We start from the raw sequence: 17634 nt of genomic DNA, 5'->3' as shown, positions 1-17634 counted from the left end.
TCTTTATTTCAAGCATGTTCTGCGGCGATGAGTTCGTAGACGGCGTCTTCGCTGCTGCCCGCAGGCAGCTCACCCACCTTGCGGCGGTCGCGGAGCACCACGATGCGGTGCGCCACGCGCACCACCTCGCTCATTTCGGAAGAGATGAACAACACGGCCATGCCCGCCTGGGCCAGACGCAGGATCTGGTCCATGATTTCCTGCTTGGCGGCCACGTCGATGCCGCGTGTGGGTTCGTCCAGGATTAATAGGCGCGGCTCGATGGCCATCCAGCGCGCGAGGATCGCCTTTTGCTGGTTGCCACCCGATAGCAGGCCGATGGGCTTGTCCACCGTCTCGGTCTTGATACCCAGCAGCTTCACATAGCGTTCGGCCAGCGCCGTCTGCTCGGCGCGCGAAAGGAACTTGCTCACACCCATGCGCGCCTGCAGCGCCAACGCAATGTTCTCGCGCACCGACAGCTCGGCCACGATGCCGTCGGTCTTGCGCTCTTCGGGGCACAGGGCCAGGCCATGGCGGATCGCATCCATGGGGTTGGCAAACTTCACCACCTGCCCGTCGATGCGCAGCGCGCCCCGGTCGGGCTGCTCCAGGCCAAACAGCAGACGCGCCAGCTCGGTGCGGCCCGAGCCCAGCAGCCCCGCCAGGCCCACTACCTCGCCGGCACGGATCTGCAGGTCCAGCGGCTGCAGTTGCGTGTCTTGCCCCAGGCCCTCGGTTTGCAGCAGCGTGGCTTGACGGCTGTCCACGGTGGGCGCTGGTGCGGGTTGCTCCGACGCCGCGGCCAGGCCGCGGCCCAGCATGGCGGCGATCAGCGCCTGTGGCCCCAGGTCTTTGGCCAGCCACTCGCCGACCCAGCTACCGTTGCGCAGCACGGTGATGCGGTCGGACACGGCATACACCTGGTTCAGGAAATGCGTCACAAAGACGATGGACAGCCCCTCGCTGCGCAGGCGCCGAAGCACCTCAAAGAGCTTTTGTACCTCGTCTTCGTCCAGGCTGGAGGTGGGCTCATCCAGGATCAGCACGCGCGATTCGATGCTGAGTGCGCGCGCAATCGCCACCAGCTGCTGCACGGCCACGGGGTAGTCCGACAGCAGGCACGTCACGTCGATCTGCAGTCCGATGCGCGCCACCAGCTCGCGGGCCCGCTGGTGCAGCGTGGCCCAGTCGATGCGGAAGCCCTGCGCGATGCCGCAGCGCGGGTAGCGGCCCGCAAAGATGTTCTCGGCCACCGAGAGGTTGGGGCAGAGGTTGACCTCCTGGTACACGGTGCTGATGCCCAGGCGCTGCGCGGCCAGGGGCGAGTCGGGCCACACGGCTTCTCCACCCAGCCGCATCTGCCCACCGCTGGCCTCCAGCACGCCCGTCAGCACCTTGATCAGTGTGGACTTGCCCGCACCGTTTTGCCCCATCAGCGCATGGATCTCGCCAGGGTAGAGGTTGAGCTGCACATCGCGCAGCACGGTAATGCCCGCAAACTGCTTGTGGATGCCCGAAAGCTGCAGCACAGGCGCGGCAGCGGGGGCGTGAGCGGTGGACGCGTCCATGGGGGTCATCACGCTTTATTCTTGTTGTAAACGTCCACGAGCACGGCGGCCAGCAGCACGACGCCCTTGATGACCTGCTGGTAGTCGATGCCGATGCCCAGGATGGACATGCCGTTGTTCATCACGCCCATCACAAAGGCGCCGATGACCGCGCCCATCACCTTGCCCACGCCGCCCGAGGCTGAGGCGCCGCCGATGAAGCAGGCCGCAATCACGTCCAGCTCAAAACCCAGGCCCGCCTTGGGCGTGGCGGTGTTGAGCCGCGCCGCAAACACCAGACCGGCCAGCGCTGCCAGCACGCCCATGTTGATGAAGGCATACAGCGTGAGCCGCTCGGTCTTGATGCCAGAGAGCTTGGCCGCCTTCTCGTTGCCGCCCATGGCGTAGATGCGGCGGCCGATGGTCGTGCGGCTGGTAACAAAGTCGAACAGCACGATCAGCAGCGCCATCACGATGAGTACGTTGGGCAGGCCCTTGTATGAGGCCAGGAGGTAGCTGAAGTACACCAGCAGCCCGCCAAAAACGATGGTGCGGGCGATGAACAGACCTGCAGGCTCTGTCTGCACGCCGTGGCGCAGCCGGTTGGCGCGCTGGCGCAGGCCGCCCACGGCCAGGGCCGCTGCCACGGCCGCGCCCAGCAGCAGCGAGGTCAGGCGCAGCCCCTCCACGCTGAACAGGTCGGGGATAAAACCCGAGCTGAGCATCTGGAACGCCGAGGGGAACGGCCCCACCGACTGACCAGCCAGCAGCGCCAGCGCCAGGCCCTTGAACACCAGCATGCCCGCCAACGTGACGATGAACGACGGAATGCGCGAGAAGGCCACAAACCCGCCTTGAATGGCGCCGATGAGGCCGCCGCACAGCAGGCACACCAGCGTGGCGGGCACAAAGTGCCAGTTGTATTCGACCATCAGCACCGCTGCCAGTGCGCCGATGAAGCCACACACCGACCCCACCGACAGGTCGATGTGCCCGGCCACGATGACCAGCAGCATGCCCAGCGCCATGATGACGATATAGCTGTTCTGCAGCACCAGGTTGGTCAGGTTCAAGGGCTGCATCAGCGTGCCCTCGGTCATGTACTGGAAAAAGGCCATGATGGCCACCAGCGTGATCAACATGCCGTATTCGCGCAGGTTGTGCTGCAGGTGCTGCAACAGCGATTTGTCGTGCCGCGCCGCTGCTGTCGGGCTGCCGTCGGCCAGCGTGCTGGCGGGGGGATGGGTGGTCTGGCTCATTTCGGTCATCAGTTCAATGCGTTGTGCGGTTCATCAGGCGCTGAAGAGGGGCGCTGCAGCTACGCGCGGCCGCCGTGCAAGGGCCGCCCCGCCGCACGGGCGGCGTCCCCCTTGGGGGGGATGGCGCGAAGCGCCTCAGGGGGGGCACTCACGATGGCTCGCATGATCTTTTCTTGCGAGGCATCTGAAGTTGGCATCTCGGCCACCAAGCGGCCTTCGTTCATCACATAGATGCGGTCCGTGATGCCCAGCAGCTCGGGCATTTCGGAGGAGATCACGATCACGCATTTGCCCTCGGCCGCCAGTTGGGCGATGAGGGTGTAGATCTCGTACTTGGCGCCCACGTCGATGCCGCGCGTGGGCTCGTCGAGGATGAGCACTTCGGGGCTGGTGAACAGCCATTTACTCAGCACCACTTTTTGCTGGTTGCCGCCCGATAGGTTCAGCGTCTTCTGGTCCACGCCCGAGCAGCGGATGCGCAGCTTCTCGCGGTAGTCCTGTGCCACGCGGTGTTCCTGACCGCTGTCGATCACGCTGGCGAACGACACGCCCGGCAGGTTGGCCAGCGAGGTGTTGAACTGGATGTCTTCGTTCAGCACCAGGCCATTGCCCTTGCGGTCTTCGGTCACATAGGCCAGGCCGTGGCGCACGGCCTTTTCCACCGTGCTCACGTCGATGGGTTGGCCGTGCAGTCGCACTTCGCCGCTGATGCGCTGGCCCCACGAGCGGCCGAAGATGCTCATGGCCAGCTCGGTGCGGCCTGCGCCCATCAGGCCTGCAATGCCCACAATCTCGCCGCGCCGCACATTCAGGTCGATGCCCTTGAGGTGCTCGCGGTCGCTGCGCTGCGGGTGGTGGGCGCGCCAGTTGCGCACCTCAAAAACAATGTCGCCCACTTGCGGCTGGCGCTGCGGATAGCGGTCGCTCATCTCGCGGCCCACCATGGCCTGGATCACGCGGTCTTCGCTCACCGGGCCTTCGCGGCAGTCCAGCATCTGCACGGTGCTGCCGTCGCGCAGCACGGTGATGGCATCGGCCACGCGCGAGATTTCGTTGAGCTTGTGTGAGATCAGGATGCAAGTGATGCCCTGGGCTTTCAGCTCCAGCAGCAGGTCGAGCAGGGCCTGGCTGTCGTTCTCGTTGAGGCTGGCGGTGGGCTCGTCCAGGATCAGCAGGCGCACCTTGCGCGACAGCGCCTTGGCAATTTCCACCAGCTGCTGCTTGCCCACACCCAGCTGGCCCACCGGTGTGTCGGGCGACTCGCGCAGGCCCACCTTGTGCAGCAGCGCCTGGGCGCGACTGTGGGCGGCCATCCAGTCGATGACGCCGTGCCGTGCGGTTTCGTTGCCAAGAAAGATGTTCTCGGCAATCGACAGTAGCGGCACCAGCGCCAGCTCCTGGTGAATGATGATGATGCCCAGGTGCTCGCTGTCGCGGATGCCCGCAAACTCGCGCTCCTGCCCGTCGAACAGGATCTGGCCGCTGTAGCTGCCGTGCGGGTACACACCCGAGAGCACCTTCATCAGCGTGGATTTTCCCGCCCCGTTTTCGCCGACGATGGCATGAATCTCCCCGGCCTGCACCTGCAGGTTGACCTGGTTCAGCGCCACCACGCCGGGGAAGGTTTTGCGGATGTTCCGCATTTCAAGAAGCATTGCTCGGGCTCGTTGGGGAAATATGGGTATGTCCTCTGGAATCTCAGAGGGGAGGGGGCAGGAGCATCGATCAGCGCTCCTAAGCCCTTCCACACGTTGCACTTAGCGGCTCACAAAAATCAGCGAAGCGGTTCTGGCTAGGCGCTGCGTCGCAGGCAGTACGGTCAGTACGACAAGACGCAGCAACAACGCCAGAAGAGTTTTTTGAGCCGCGCCCCGCTCACTTGATCTGGGACTCTTTGTAGTACCCACTGCCGACCAGCACCGTGTTCCAGTTGGATACGTCCACCGACACGGGCTTGAGCAGGTACGAGGGCACCACCTTCACGCCGTTGTTGTAGGTCTTGGTGTCGTTGATCTCGGGCTGCTTGCCTGTCAGCACGGCGTCCACCATGTTGGCGGCCACCTTGGCCAGCTCGCGGGTGTCCTTGAACACGGTGGAAGACTGCTCACCCTTGAGGATGGACTTGATGGAAGGAACCTCAGCGTCCTGCCCGCTGACCACGGGGCAGGGCTGCTGGGCGGTGCAGTAGCCCACGCCCTTGAGGGAGGACAGGATGCCGATGGAGATGCCGTCATAGGGCGACAGCACCGCATGCACCTTGTCCTTGCCGTAGTAGGCCGACAGCAGGTTGTCCATGCGCGCCTGGGCCACCGAGCCGTCCCAGCGCAGGGTGCCCACCTTGTTCATGCCGGTCTGCTTGCTGCGCACCACCAGCTTGCCGCTGTCGATGTAGGGCTGCAGCACGCTCATGGCGCCGTCGTAGAAGAAGAAGGCGTTGTTGTCGTCCGGCGAGCCGCCGAACAGTTCAATGTTGAACGGGCCCTTGCCTTGCTTGAGGCCCAGCTTGTCCACGATGGAGGTGGCCTGCAGCACGCCGACCTGGAAGTTGTCGAACGTGGCGTAGTAGTCCACGTTCTTCGAGCCCTTGATGAGACGGTCGTACGCAATGACCTTTACGCCCTTGTCGGCCGCGTTTTGCAGCGCCTTGGACAGCGTGGTGCCGTCAATCGACGCGATCACCAGCACCTTGGCACCCTTGGTGATCATGTTCTCGATCTGCGCGAGCTGGTTGGGGATGTCGTCTTCGGCGTACTGCAGGTCGGTCTTGTAGCCCCGGTCCTTGAGCACCTTGACCATGTTGTCGCCATCGGCAATCCAGCGCGCCGAAGACTTGGTGGGCATCGAGATGCCGATGGTGCCCTTGTCCTGGGCCGATGCCACGGACGTGGCGCCCATGGCAGCCAAGGCCATGGTGGCCAACACGGCCTTGAAAATTGCACGCTTCATTTGAGTCTGTCTCCTGGTGTTGTTCTAAATTTAGGTAGCTTGGAGGCCGTATGAAACTGGCGCGATCTAGTACCAGTGCCACCGCGCAAGAGCCGCCCCGCCGCGCTGGTGGCGTCCCCCTTGGGGGAAGACGCCGCAGGCGGCTCAGGGGGCAATGGATCAATACTTCCTGTTCGGGAATTCCTTTGCCGCCACTTCCATCGGGAAGATGCCTTCTTCCGTCACGATGCGCTTGGGCACGGCCTTGCCTGCCTTGATGTCCTTCACAGCGCTCATCAGCTGCGGGCCCAGCAGGGGGCTGCATTCCACGCTCACGTTGAGCTTGCCGGCGATCATGGCTTCGAAGGCGCCCTTCACTGCGTCGATGGAGATGATCACGATGTCCTTGGCGGGCTTCATGCCGGCCTCTTCGATGGCCTGGATGGCGCCAATCGCCATGTCGTCGTTGTGCGCGTACAGCACGTTGATCTTCTTGCCCTCGGCCTTCAGGAAGGCTTCCATCACTTCCTTGCCCTTGGCGCGGGTGAAGTCGCCGGTCTGGCTGCGGATGATCTTGAACTTGGGGTCGGCCTTGATGACTTCTTCAAAGCCCTTCTTGCGGTCGATGGCAGGGGCCGAGCCCACGGTGCCTTGCAGCTCGACGATGTTGACCTCGCCCTTCTGGTCCTTCATCTTTTCCACCAGCCAGCGGCCCGCCTTGCGGCCTTCTTCCACGAAGTCCGAGCCCATGAAGGTCACGTAGAGCGACGTGTCTTTCGTATTCACCGCGCGGTCGGTCAGCACCACGGGGATCTTGGCGGCCTTGGCCTCGCGCAGCACGGGCTCCCAGCCCGACTCCACCACGGGCGAGAACGCAATCACGTCCACCTTCTGCGCGATGAACGAGCGGATGGCTTTGATCTGGTTCTCCTGCTTTTGCTGCGCGTCCGAGAACTTCAGCTCGATGCCCGCCTCCTTGGCGGCCGACTTGATGGACTCGGTGTTGGCGGTGCGCCATTCGCTCTCGGCCCCCACCTGGCTGAAGCCCAGCACGACGGGCTTTTGCGCCCAGGCGGCGCCGGGCAGCAAGGCGGCCACGGGCACGCTGGCCAAGGCGGCAGCAACGGTGCGGCGGTTCATTTTCATCATCTTGTCTCCTGTCTTTAATGGTTGGTTGACGATGGTTGCGGGATGGAAAGAAGGAACGCTCGAAAAGGGCAGGGCTCAAGCCAGCATGTAGCCCGTCTTGACCGTGGTGTAGAACTCAGCGGCGTAGCGCCCCTGCTCACGGGCGCCGTAGCTCGATTCCTTGCGGCCGCCAAAAGGCACATGGAAGTCCACACCCGCCGTGGGCAGGTTCACCATGGTCATGCCCACTGCGGCGTGGCGCTTGAAGTGCATGGCGCGCTTGAGCGACGTGGTGCAGATGCCCGCACACAGGCCGAAGGGCGTGTCGTTGGCCAAGGCCAGTGCGTGCTCGTAGTCGTCAGCCCGCAGCACGCAGGCCACGGGGCCAAAGATTTCCTCGCGCGCCACGCGGTGCTCGGGGCGGGCCAGGAAGAGGGCGGGGCTCATGTAGTGGCCTGGGGTGGGGCGCTCCAGGCGCTCGCCACCCCAGACATGCTCCGCCCCCTCATTGCGCGCAATGTCGATGTAATCCAGGTTTTGTGCCAGCTGGTTGTCGTCCACCACCGGACCCATCTCGGTGCCGCGCTCCAGCGCATGGCCCACCTTCAGGCTGGCCAGCCGGTTGCGCAGGCGGGCCACAAAGGCGTCGTGCACCTCGGCCTCGACGATGAGGCGGCTCGATGCGGTGCAGCGCTGGCCGGTGGAAAAATACGAGCCCTGCAGCGCGCAGTCCACCGCCTGGTCCAGGTCGGCATCGGCCAGCACGATGAGCGGGTTCTTGCCGCCCATCTCCAGCTGCACCTTGGCGCGCCGTGCTGATGCTGCGCGCAGGATGCGGTCGCCGGTGGCGACTGATCCGGTAAAGCTCAGCGCATTGACCAGCGGGTGGTCCACCAGCGTCTGGCCCACCTCGCGGCCGCTGCCCATGACGAGGTTGAAGGCACCGGCGGGCAGGCCGCTGCGGCTGATGATTTCGGCCAGCGCCCAGCCACAGGCGGGCACCAGCTCGGCGGGCTTGAAGACCACGGTGTTGCCGTAGGCCAGGGCCGGGGCGATCTTCCAGGCCGGGATGGCGAACGGGAAGTTCCACGGCGCGATGATGCCCACCACGCCCACAGGTTCGCGGGTCACGTCCACCTGCACGCCCTGGCGCACAGAGGCCAGCAGCTCGCCCTGGATGCGCAGCGCCTCGCCCGCAAAGAACTTGAAGATCTGCCCGCTGCGCGCCACCTCGGCGATGCCTTCGGGCAGCGTCTTGCCTTCTTCACGGGCCAGCAGTGCGCCCAGCTCGTCCTTGCGTGCCAGCAGCTCGCTGCCGATCATGTCCAGCACGTCGGCGCGGCGTTGGGGCGTGCTCTGGCTCCAGGTGGGCAGGGCGTCGGCCGCAGCGCGCACGGCCAGCTCGGTCTGGTTGCGGTCGGCGCGGGCGTATTCGGCCACCACCTCGCGGGTGTCCGACGGATTGGTGCTGATGCCGGTGGTGGTGCCGATTTCCCACCGGCCGTTGATCAGGTGCCGGGGGCTGAGCTGGAGGTCGCCGAGCTTCATGGAGAGAGGCCTTTGTTGCAGTTGCGGCGAAGTCTATGGAAGGTTTAGATATCAATCCAATCGTTTTTTAGACAAAATACATATCGTTCTTTGCATTCTGGAAAACCCCTCCCTTTTCCCGTCCTCCCATTCATGAGCACCTACAACCACTGGTTCATCCGCGCCCGCCTTAAGACGCGCCAGCTTCTGCTGCTGGTGGCCCTGGCCGAAGAGGGCAACATCCACCGCGCCGCCCAGGTGCTCAGCATGACGCAGCCGGCCGCCTCCAAGCTGCTCAAGGACCTGGAGGACGTGCTGGAGGTGTCGCTGTTTGACCGCCTGCCGCGTGGCATGCGCCCCACCTGGTACGGCGAAACGATGATCCGCCACGCCCGCATGGCCCTGGCCAACCTGAACCAGGCGCACGACGAGATCGGTGCGCTCAAGCGCGGGCACTACGGACAGGTGGGCATCGGCGCCATCACCTCACCCGGGCTGAGCCTGCTGCCCGCCGCCGTGGCGCTGGTCAAGCAGGAGCACCCCAGCCTGCGCATTTCGCTCGACATCGAAACCAGCCCCGTGCTGCTGGAGCGGCTGGAGCAGGGCAAGCTCGACATCGTGGTGGGCCGCCTGTACGAGGAGCACGACAAGGAGAACCTGCGCTACGAGTCGTTGACGGAAGAACTGGTCTGCGCCATGACACGCCCGGGCCACCCGCTGTCGAGCATGACCGGGTTGACGCTGCGCGATGTGGTGTCGGCCAGTTGGATCGTGCCGCCTGCTGGCAGCGTGTTGCGCCACCGGTTTGACCTGATGTTCCAGCAGGACGGGCTGGCGCCGCCGCTGCACACGGTGGAGACATCGGCCCTGCTGTTCATCACGCGCATGCTGCAGCAGAGCGACATGATTGCGGTGGTGGCGGAGGATGTGGCGCGCTATTACGCGGCGCATGGGATCGTGACGGTGTTGCCGCTGGCGATGCCGTGCCATATGGATGCGTTCGGGATCATCACGCGGTCGGACAGGCTGTTGTCGCCGGCGGCGAAGGTGATGATGAAGGCGTTGAAGCAGACGAGTCTGGTGCAGTACGGGCGTAGGTTGGAGGTGGGGGATTGATTTTTGGGTGAAAATCGCTTCCGCCGCCTGCTGGTAAAGCGTTGATAGCTATTGTTTTTGTAGTGGATACCTTCTGGTTGTGAGGGGCGGGTCTGTCGAAGTTCATGTGGCTTGCGAACCGTTCGGGCTGAGCTGGTCGAAGCCTTGGTGTGCTGGTCGGAAAAGCATGCTTGGGTTCAGGGCGGAGGCCGGGAGTCGCCCGGCATGCGAGTTACTTTCTTTCGCGTCGCCGAAAGAAAGTCACCAAAGAAAGGGCGACCCCCAGTCTGCGACCCCTTCGCGGAGCGAAGGGGCAAACCTGCGGCGGGGCGGTTGCGGGGTGCGCCGCAGAACTCACTGCGCTGCTTCGCAGCTCCGTTCGGACAACTGCGGCGAGTCAGTTCACGAAGCATGGGCGCTTCGACGCCCATGTGCCACCCCACAACCGCCCCGCCGCAGGCGCAGCCAGCAGGGGGTGGGCAGCCGAACATCCAAACAGCCCCACGGGCCTTTGCTTTGCTCGGCCCCATCTCGCGGGCGCAAGCGCCTCGCGCTGCGCAGGCTGGGCCGGGCGCAGCAATGGCCCGTGTGGATGTCCGACTCGCGGGTTCCCTTCTGGATGCGCCTGGGGCGCGCAGGGCGCGGGGTGGCATGCGCGTCGGAGCGCGCATGCTTCGTGAACTGACTCACCGCAGTTGTTCGAGCGGAGCGCCGCAGGCGCGCAGCGAGTTCTGCGGTGCACCCCGTGACCGAGCACCCCAGGTTGCCCCGGAGCGCAGCGCAGGGGTCGCAGACAGCAGGGTCGCCCTTTCTTTGGTTCCTTTCTTTCGGCGATGCGAAAGAAAGGGACTCGCCCGCCGGGGCGACAACCCGGCCTCCGCCTCCAACCCAAGCACGCCGCCCAAACCAGAGAACGAGCTTCCCCCGGCTTCGACAGGCTCAGCCCGAACGGGCGGGAGTCATCAGGACTGCAAAAACAATAGCTGCTAGCGCTTGATGGATAAGCGCCAGAGCCCAAAAAGACTTCAAAAAAATCAAACCCACCCCGCATCCACCTTGAATTCCTGCGCCGTACACATCGCCGCATCATCCGACGCCAAAAACAACACCATCCGCGCAATGTCATGCGGCCGCAGCTTGTCTGGCAAACACTGGTTGCGCGCCAATTCCTTCTCGCCTTCGGCGTCCAGCCACAGCTTGATCTGCCGCTCCGTCATTACCCAGCCGGGCGACACCGTGTTGATGCGGATCCGGTCCTGCCCCAGCGTCTTGGCCAGCCCGCGCGTGAGGCCGTTCACCGACGACTTGGCAATCGCATAGCAGGGGTAGCCCGTGCCCTTGCCCTGCCAACCGGTGGAGCCCAGGTTGATCACCGAGCCCGCGCCCAGCCTGCGCATGCCTGGCACCACGGCCTGGATGGCGAAGAAGGCGGGGCGCTCATTGATGGCCATGCGCTCGTCGTAGTACTCGGGCGTCACGGATTCGAGCGTGTGCCGGTCATCGCTGGCCACGTTGTTCACCAGCACCGCAAAGTCGCTGCCCAGCTCGGCCGCCGCTTCGGCCACGCAGGCCTGCAGGGCGTTCACATCGCGCACGTCACACACACGCCACCAGGGGCGGGGCAGGCCTGCGTCGGCAATGTGCTGGGCTAGGGCTTCGCTGGCGTTGCGCGCCACGTCCACAAAGGCCACGCGGGCGCCTTGTTCGGCAAACGCCGCAACGATGGCCGCGCCAATGCCGCTGCCGCCGCCCGTCACAAACACGGCACGGCCTTGCAGGCTGGGGAACTTCGCCAGGCCCTGGGGGGCGCCGGTGGCATCGGTCGAGGAAGAGGAGGGGGTAAAAACCTTTGACATATAAATATTGCAATCAATCAATTGAAAAAAATTTCATTTCAAGCATCAATTGGCGTTGATAAGATGCCGTTCGTCAAGTGCCTGGCGGCAGGCCGATACAAAAAAAGACCGGAGACACGCATGCGCCCCTTGCTGGATACCCCCTTCTCTTCGCCCGAGGGCGCTGCCTGTTACGCGCCCATCACCGGCGCCGTGCGCTGCGTGATCGCACTGGGCAACGCGCTGGGCGAAGGCGTGTTGTGGTCGGTGCGCGAGCAGGCCGTGTACTGGGTGGACATCCTTGGTCGCGAGTTGCACCGCTGGGACCCGGCCACCGGCGCCCACCAGGGCTGGACGTTTGACGAAGAGATCTCCGCCATTGCCGAACGCGCGCACGCCCCGGGCTTCATCGTCACGCTGCGCCGGGGTTTTGCGCTGTTCGACCCGGCCACCGACATGGCCCCGCGCTACCTGCACCAGCCCGAGCCCGACCGCGCGGGCAACCGCTTCAACGACGGCAAGTGCGATGCACAAGGGCGCTTCTGGGCGGGCTCCATGGACTTTGCGTGCGAGGCCCTCACGGGCGCGCTCTACCGCTATGACCCTGACGGCAGTTGCACCCGCCACGACGACGGCTTTGCCGTGACCAACGGCCCCACCTGGTCTGGCACGGGGCAGGGCGCGGCCATGTTTTTCAACGCCACCATCGAAGGCAACACCTACCGCTACGACAGCAATCTGGCCGCAGGCACCGTGTCCAACAGAACGTTGTGGAAGCATTGGCTACCCGAAGACGGCCTGCCCGATGGCATGACCACCGACGCGCAGGGCCGCCTGTGGATTGCGCACTGGGGCGGCTGGTGCGTGACCTGCCACGACCCGGTCACCGCCGCCGAACTGGGCCGCGTGCGCTTGCCAGTCAGCCAGGTCACCACTTGCGCGTTTGGCGGCGCAGACCTGCGCACACTGTTCATCAGCTCCGCGCGGGTAGGCCTCACGCCCGAGCAACTGGCGGCCGAGCCGCTGGCCGGGGCGCTGTTTGCGGTGGACACCGACAGCCTGGGCCTGCCCGCCCATCCATTTGGCGGCTGAGAGCGGCTCACAAAACCCTTCTGGCGTCGTTGCCGCGTCTTGTCGTACTACTCGTACTGCCTGCGATGCGGCGCCTGGCCAGAACCGCTTCGCTGGGTTTTGTTATCCGCTCCAAGCACCGAACGCAGCCCCGCGCGCTCTGCCAACCCGCAATCCCTGTCAACACCCCAAAGAAAGCACACCGCCCATGACCGAGGCCGCATCCTCCCACCCCATCGTCTGGCTGCACCACGCGGGGCAGCACCTGGGCCTGGTGCCCACACTGGGCGGCAGCGTGGCAGCCTGGCAGATCGACGACCCGCAAGAGGCTGGCGCACGCATCGACCTGTGGCGCCCGTGGGACGGCGCCACGCCCGACCTGTACCAGCTCGCGTCGTTTGCCATGGTGCCCTGGTCCAACCGCATCAGCGGCGGCGGGTTTGAGCACGCGGGCCAGTTCCACCCCATGCGCACCAACCGCGTGGGCGAGCCGTACCCTATTCACGGCGATGGCTGGCTGCAGCCCTGGCAACTTACCCAGCCCGCACCCGACACGCTGCAGATGCAACTTCGCTCCGAGCGCTTTGACGACAACCCCTACGAGTACGAATGTGTACAGACCTTCCGCCTGATGGACGGCGGCCTGGACCAGTCGGTGCAAGTGCGGCACCTGGGCGCGCAGCCGCTGCCCTACGGCCTGGGCCTGCACCCCTGGTTTCCGCGCACGCCCCGCACGCGCATCACGGCGCCGGTGCAGGGCGTGTGGCTGTGTGGCGATGACCCTCTGCCCACACAGCACACGCAGCACTTCCCGCCCGGCTGGGACTTGAACAGCGGCGCTCCCGCCAATGGCGGCCTGATCGACAACGCCTACACCGGCTGGGGCGGCACGGCCCAGATCGACTGGCCCGAGCGGGGCCTGCGCTTGACCGCCCAGATGCCGGACTTTGCGCAAGACGGCGGTACCGACCAGCACTACTGCCTGATCTACCGACCGCCACAGGGCCCGGCATTCTGCTTTGAGCCCATCACACAACCCATCGACGCCTTCCATCAGCCCGGGCAGCCCGGCCTGCGCACGCTGGCGCAGGGGGAATCGATGGCGCTGCGCGTGCAGTGGCGCTACAGCAGCTGCGTGAGTGAGGTGGATGTGGGGCAGTAGATTTTGATTGAAATTGGCCCTAGCGCTTAATGGTTATCGGTTGTTTGCTATCGAAATAATAGTTTTCAGACACAGCTGGCTCCACGGGCTTTCTGCACCTAACTGGCCGTGCGTGCACCCCGTGCCGACTTCGCCTTGGCCTTCGCACCCCCGGCATTCAGGGCCACCGCTGCGCGGATCAGCGCCTTGAAGGCCTCCGCGTCCACGGTGTCCCCTTCGTGGATGTCTATGGCACGCCGGGCGTTGCCGTCCAGACTGGCGTTGAAGAGCTTCGCCGGGTCTGGTAACGAAGCGCCCTTCAGAAAGGTCAGTTTTACCGCTGACTTGTACGACTCGCCCGTGCACAGAATCCCGCCCAGCGACCACACGGGCGTGCCGTTCCACTTCCATTCCTCCAACACCTCGGGCGCCGCCTCATGGATCAGCTGCCGCATGCGGCCCAGTGCTTGCCCGCGCCAATCGTTCAGGTCGGCGATGCGCTGGTCGATCAGCACCGATGCGGGCGGGCCTTCGGGGGTTTTTGCAGTGCTCATGAGGTCTCCTGGTCAGTCAAGGTTGCAAGCCCCGCCTGCAACCGGTGCAGATTCCGCGCAGCGGCCGGGTAGCACCTGAGGGGTCAGAACGTTGGTGATGAAGCGTGATTTTTCCTCACGGTAGCGCTCCATGCCAAAGGGCGCAAAACGCTGCTTGAGCAGGTTGTACTGCTCCACCAGGCACGGGTCTGCACGCAAGGCATCGCGAAAGTGCAGAAAGAACTCAAACTCCGATCCTTTGGCCACCACCTGCAATGCCACGTCCGTGTCTGTGCGTGGCGACAGCAGCATGCACAGCTCTGGCGTGCGCAAGGTGTCCTTTTTGGCCACGTAGCCTGCGCCCTGGAGCACCTGAACGGCCCGCGCGTGCTCTTGAGCCGCCAGCAGCACACAAATGTCCAGATCGCCCTTGGACACCGCACCAGGAATGGCGGAGGCACCAATGTGCTCCACCTGCGCATGGGGTAGGAGCTGGGCGATCTCTTGCACTACGGACAGATATACGGCACCAGCGGCTGCCTGGTACTCGGAGGGTTCCAACAACTTCATGGGGTCATGATGATGCCAGTCTGGCGGGGCAGCGGCCCCTGCAAAAGCCTGGTTCAGGACGGCTCGGGCTGTTGCCTTCGGTCACCCCCATGCGCCCCCGTCCGCCCTGCTGAGGTTGTGATAATTTGCAACTATCCGACCGCCACCTCAACCACCCCGCAGGGACGATCAACCGATGAAGAACACCCAACCTGGAAGCGCTGGTCCGTTTGCACCGCTGGCCATGCTGATGCTGCTGTCCACGCTGCCCTTTGCCGCGTCGGCCCAAACGATCTCCAGCGGCGCTCCTGCCGTGGCCAATGTGCCGGTGGACAACCCCCTGGCGCTGGGCGCCTTGCTGGTGGCTGTTGCGCTGGCCGGGTGGTGGTCGCTGCGCCGCAGTCACGGCGTGCGGCGTGTGGCTTCGCTGCTGCTGGTGGCCGCAGTGGTGGGCCTGGCGGGGCAGGGGGCGGGTTTGATGGCGCAGGTTGTCAGTGCCTTCACCCAACCTGCGGGCGAGACACTGCCCATTACCGTCAGCCCCATCACGGCGGGTGGCTTCACAGGCTTTCAGCCTGCGGACTTCAGCAACAACTCCGGCGCTGCGCTGCGAATTGCCGCCATCGACCCGCCCGACCTGGCCCAGTGTTTTGCCACCAACCCGGCCAACACCTTGCTGCCCCCCGGGCCTCCCACGCCATCGCCCCATCCCGCCTGCGGCGTGGGGGCCATGCTGGCCAATGGTGCCACCTGCCGGGTGGATGTCGAGGCCATCTGCCGCAGCCTCTACGTCTCGGGCGCCACGCTGACCGCCATCAGCCCCACCTCTGGCACTGCATCGGGTGGGGTCGGCGTCACGCTGACCGGCACCGGGCTCACCGGCGCCACCAGCGTCACGTTTGACGGTGTGCCCGCTACCTCGGTCAACGTGGTCAACGCCACCACCATCACGGCGGTCACGCCAGCGCATGCAGCGGGTGCCGCCAATGTGGCGGTTTTCACCCCGGCCGGGGCCGCTCAGTTCGCTAATGGCTATACCTACCTGGCCACCGCTGTGGGGCAAAGCAGTGGCGGCGGCGTGATTGCTGCGCTGGGCGGCGGGCTGAACAACCTGATTGCGGCCACCGCAGACAACAGCACCGGGATCGGGTGGGGTGGCTTCGGCACGGCCGTGGGGCCGGGTGCGCAAAGCGACACCGACGGCGCCAGCAACACCGCCGCCGTCGGAGTGGCCCTGGGTGCGGGCGTTTATGCCGCGCAACTGTGCAGCACCTACCAGGTCGATTCGCAAGGCAATACGCCCTGCCAGGCGGGCAACACCTGCTACAACGACTGGTTCCTGCCCGCCCGCAACCAGCTCGCGGCGCTGTATACCAACAGGGTGGCGGTAGGCGGCTTCGCCAACGCCCTCTATTGGAGCTCCACCGAGGGCTCGGCTTCGCCCCTGACCGACGCATGGATCAATGATTTTTCCATCGGCAATCCGGTGACCATCCCCAAGACCCAAAACCTGCAGACGCGGTGCGTGCGTGCCTTCACGCCTTGAAGGCCGGGGCGCATGCCGTAAAACGCCGAAAATTTGGTTGAAATATGCTCTGGCGCTTGATGGACAAGCGCCAGAAGCTATCAAATAGTGAGCAATCGACCTTGGGCATATGCAGAACACCGGCCGGGCCGCAACGGCCCGTGGTTTACCCGCTTGCTGCCCATTGCGCCTGCCCACACCCTTAACGTCATCCGCAGCGGGGCGTAGGCTGCAAGTGGTGGTGCATGGCGCCCCTCATGCTCTGTCGCCTTGGCCTGTGCAGCCCATCCCCCAAACTGGAACGATTCCGGCAAACTGGCACCACCATGAACGTGATAGACCCGCGCACCGCCATCGTGTTGATCAGCGCCATGAGTGCCCTGATGGCGCTGGTGCTGTGGGCCCTCAAGCGCAGCTACCCGCCTAGCATTCAGGGTCTGGGCCAATGGGCGCAGGCGCTGTTGATCATTGTGGTGGGCGGCATCCTGGCGGCCTCGCGTGGGCAACTGCCTGAAATCCTCACCACGGCCGTGCCCAATTTCTTGCTGTGCTGGGGCGTGTATGGCCTGTATGCGGGCACCCAGCGTTTTTACGGCGTGCGCCCAGCCACCTGGCGCTGGCTGGCAGTGACTGTCGCCGTCACGCTGGGCACCCTTTGGTTTGCCCTGGGCGACCCCAGTTACACAGCCCGCCTGCGGCTTGTGACGGCACTCTTGGCCGTGATGTTTGCCATGCACGCCTGGTTCATCGTGCGGCAGGGCATGGGCAGCTTTTCGCGCTGGCTCACGGTGGGGGTGATCGTGTACATCGCCGTGATTCAGCTGGTGCGGCTTGCCACCACGTTCTTCCTGCCCATGGGCGACACCATCTTGAGCGGCACGCCGCAGCACGTGCTGTTCATCGCCAGTTTTTCCGTGTCCGTCCTGCTGTTTTCGGTGGGCGCCGTGCTGATGGCTGGCGACCGCCTGCGGGCCGAGCTGGAGCTGCTGGCCACCCGCGACTCGCTCACCAACACCCTGACCCGGCGCTACATGGACGAAGCCTGCGCCATCGAGCTGGAGCGCAGCCACCGCACCGGCCAGCCCCTGGCCATGTTGATGCTGGACCTGGACCATTTCAAAACCATCAACGACACCCACGGCCACCAGGCCGGCGACCGCGTGCTGGTGGAGTTTGCCGCCAAGGTACAGCGCTGCCTGCGCAGCAAAGACCTGCTGGGCCGCTTTGGTGGCGAAGAGTTTGCCCTGCTGCTGCCCAACACCCCCCTGGACGCCGCCCTGCAGGTGGCCGAACGCATCCGCGCCGCCTGCGTGCCCCAGGGCAACGAGGTGGGCTGCACCGTCAGCATCGGCGTCACCCTGAGCCTGCCGCAGAACGACTCGATGGACAAGCTGCTGGCGCGGGCGGATGCGGCGCTGTATGAAGCGAAGAACACGGGGCGGAATCGGGTGGTGGCGGGGTAAGAGGGCTCTCTGACGAAGGGTAGAGGTGGGGCGCTTTCGGCCCGAAACGGCCCA

Annotated in this window: 14 protein-coding genes; 5 read left to right on the top strand and 9 right to left on the bottom strand. The window is 65.0% G+C overall.

Translation table 11 applies throughout. The features are described from left to right. Positions 1-8: 8 nt before the first annotated feature. The 6 genes from ACODS0_RS18735 to ACODS0_RS18710 form a co-directional block, all read right to left on the bottom strand. Positions 9-1559 carry a sugar ABC transporter ATP-binding protein gene (locus tag ACODS0_RS18735; protein WP_488836400.1) on the bottom strand — a complete coding sequence of 517 codons (1551 nt, stop codon included), beginning with the start codon at positions 1557-1559 and terminating at the stop codon, positions 9-11. Further along, the gene (gene mmsB / locus ACODS0_RS18730; RefSeq protein ID WP_488806145.1) at positions 1559-2788 is read right to left on the bottom strand and encodes a multiple monosaccharide ABC transporter permease; all 1230 of its coding nucleotides are present in this window, start codon (positions 2786-2788) and stop codon (positions 1559-1561) included. The genes ACODS0_RS18735 and mmsB overlap by 1 nt, the downstream gene beginning before the upstream one ends. A gap of 59 nt (positions 2789-2847) precedes the next feature. Further along, complete coding sequence (mmsA, locus tag ACODS0_RS18725) at positions 2848-4443, bottom strand: multiple monosaccharide ABC transporter ATP-binding protein (protein WP_488836398.1); 1596 nt, start codon at positions 4441-4443, stop codon at positions 2848-2850. A 220-nt stretch (positions 4444-4663) separates the two neighbouring features. Further along, entirely contained in the window at positions 4664-5734 is a 1071-nt protein-coding gene (gene chvE / locus ACODS0_RS18720) for a multiple monosaccharide ABC transporter substrate-binding protein (protein ID WP_488836396.1), read from the bottom strand. A gap of 159 nt (positions 5735-5893) precedes the next feature. After that, entirely contained in the window at positions 5894-6859 is a 966-nt protein-coding gene (locus tag ACODS0_RS18715) for an ABC transporter substrate-binding protein (protein WP_488836394.1), read from the bottom strand. A 78-nt stretch (positions 6860-6937) separates the two neighbouring features. Then, on the bottom strand, positions 6938-8389 hold the full coding sequence (locus tag ACODS0_RS18710) for an aldehyde dehydrogenase family protein (protein WP_055396888.1): 1452 nt from the start codon (positions 8387-8389) through the stop codon (positions 6938-6940). A gap of 132 nt (positions 8390-8521) precedes the next feature. Here ACODS0_RS18710 and ACODS0_RS18705 point away from each other — a divergent pair, with 132 nt between their 5' ends. Further along, positions 8522-9484: a LysR substrate-binding domain-containing protein gene (locus tag ACODS0_RS18705; RefSeq protein ID WP_108497702.1), complete on the top strand. Its 963-nt coding sequence runs from the start codon at positions 8522-8524 to the stop codon at positions 9482-9484. A gap of 1013 nt (positions 9485-10497) precedes the next feature. Here ACODS0_RS18705 and ACODS0_RS18700 read toward each other — a convergent pair. Continuing rightward, the gene (locus ACODS0_RS18700; protein ID WP_218299652.1) at positions 10498-11319 is read right to left on the bottom strand and encodes an SDR family NAD(P)-dependent oxidoreductase; all 822 of its coding nucleotides are present in this window, start codon (positions 11317-11319) and stop codon (positions 10498-10500) included. Positions 11320-11439: 120 nt separating this feature from the next. Here ACODS0_RS18700 and ACODS0_RS18695 point away from each other — a divergent pair, with 120 nt between their 5' ends. Together ACODS0_RS18695 and ACODS0_RS18690 are read left to right on the top strand one after the other, a co-directional pair. Continuing rightward, positions 11440-12390 (top strand): SMP-30/gluconolactonase/LRE family protein, encoded by a 951-nt coding sequence (locus tag ACODS0_RS18695; protein WP_488836391.1) that lies wholly within the window; start codon positions 11440-11442, stop codon positions 12388-12390. A 187-nt stretch (positions 12391-12577) separates the two neighbouring features. After that, positions 12578-13531, top strand: a complete 954-nt coding sequence (locus tag ACODS0_RS18690; protein ID WP_488836389.1) for an aldose 1-epimerase — start codon at positions 12578-12580, stop codon at positions 13529-13531. Positions 13532-13629: 98 nt separating this feature from the next. Here the strand turns inward: ACODS0_RS18690 and ACODS0_RS18685 are convergent, their stop codons facing one another. Together ACODS0_RS18685 and ACODS0_RS18680 are read right to left on the bottom strand one after the other, a co-directional pair. Further along, positions 13630-14064 carry a DUF1801 domain-containing protein gene (locus ACODS0_RS18685; RefSeq protein WP_426304255.1) on the bottom strand — a complete coding sequence of 145 codons (435 nt, stop codon included), beginning with the start codon at positions 14062-14064 and terminating at the stop codon, positions 13630-13632. A gap of 12 nt (positions 14065-14076) precedes the next feature. Beyond that, on the bottom strand, positions 14077-14613 hold the full coding sequence (locus ACODS0_RS18680; protein ID WP_488836386.1) for a GrpB family protein: 537 nt from the start codon (positions 14611-14613) through the stop codon (positions 14077-14079). A 175-nt stretch (positions 14614-14788) separates the two neighbouring features. Between ACODS0_RS18680 and ACODS0_RS18675 the strand changes: the two genes are divergently transcribed. Together ACODS0_RS18675 and ACODS0_RS18670 are read left to right on the top strand one after the other, a co-directional pair. After that, positions 14789-16138, top strand: coding sequence for a midcut-by-XrtH protein (locus ACODS0_RS18675; protein ID WP_488836384.1), 1350 nt, complete (start codon positions 14789-14791; stop codon positions 16136-16138). A gap of 305 nt (positions 16139-16443) precedes the next feature. Then, positions 16444-17580, top strand: coding sequence for a GGDEF domain-containing protein (locus ACODS0_RS18670; protein ID WP_121506637.1), 1137 nt, complete (start codon positions 16444-16446; stop codon positions 17578-17580). The last annotated feature ends 54 nt before the right edge of the window (positions 17581-17634 follow it).

The sequence above is a fragment of the Acidovorax sp. FG60 genome (genome assembly GCF_057808995.1).
Note: the sequence above shows the minus strand (reverse complement) of the source record. Positions and strands in the feature narration are given on the sequence as shown.

Excerpts from the sequence above, each read along its gene's own strand:
- ACODS0_RS18695 (WP_488836391.1), top strand. The coding sequence starts at position 11,440 with ATGCGCCCCTTGCTGGATACCCCCTTCTCTTCGCCCGAGGGCGCTGCC.
- ACODS0_RS18685 (WP_426304255.1), bottom strand. The coding sequence starts at position 14,064 with ATGAGCACTGCAAAAACCCCCGAAGGCCCGCCCGCATCGGTGCTGATC.
- ACODS0_RS18735 (WP_488836400.1), bottom strand. The coding sequence starts at position 1,559 with ATGACCCCCATGGACGCGTCCACCGCTCACGCCCCCGCTGCCGCGCCT.
- ACODS0_RS18680 (WP_488836386.1), bottom strand. The coding sequence starts at position 14,613 with ATGAAGTTGTTGGAACCCTCCGAGTACCAGGCAGCCGCTGGTGCCGTA.
- ACODS0_RS18715 (WP_488836394.1), bottom strand. The coding sequence starts at position 6,859 with ATGAAAATGAACCGCCGCACCGTTGCTGCCGCCTTGGCCAGCGTGCCC.
- mmsB (WP_488806145.1), bottom strand. The coding sequence starts at position 2,788 with ATGAGCCAGACCACCCATCCCCCCGCCAGCACGCTGGCCGACGGCAGC.
- ACODS0_RS18675 (WP_488836384.1), top strand. The coding sequence starts at position 14,789 with ATGAAGAACACCCAACCTGGAAGCGCTGGTCCGTTTGCACCGCTGGCC.
- mmsA (WP_488836398.1), bottom strand. The coding sequence starts at position 4,443 with ATGCTTCTTGAAATGCGGAACATCCGCAAAACCTTCCCCGGCGTGGTG.
- ACODS0_RS18710 (WP_055396888.1), bottom strand. The coding sequence starts at position 8,389 with ATGAAGCTCGGCGACCTCCAGCTCAGCCCCCGGCACCTGATCAACGGC.
- ACODS0_RS18670 (WP_121506637.1), top strand. The coding sequence starts at position 16,444 with ATGAACGTGATAGACCCGCGCACCGCCATCGTGTTGATCAGCGCCATG.
- ACODS0_RS18705 (WP_108497702.1), top strand. The coding sequence starts at position 8,522 with ATGAGCACCTACAACCACTGGTTCATCCGCGCCCGCCTTAAGACGCGC.
- ACODS0_RS18700 (WP_218299652.1), bottom strand. The coding sequence starts at position 11,319 with ATGTCAAAGGTTTTTACCCCCTCCTCTTCCTCGACCGATGCCACCGGC.
- ACODS0_RS18690 (WP_488836389.1), top strand. The coding sequence starts at position 12,578 with ATGACCGAGGCCGCATCCTCCCACCCCATCGTCTGGCTGCACCACGCG.
- chvE (WP_488836396.1), bottom strand. The coding sequence starts at position 5,734 with ATGAAGCGTGCAATTTTCAAGGCCGTGTTGGCCACCATGGCCTTGGCT.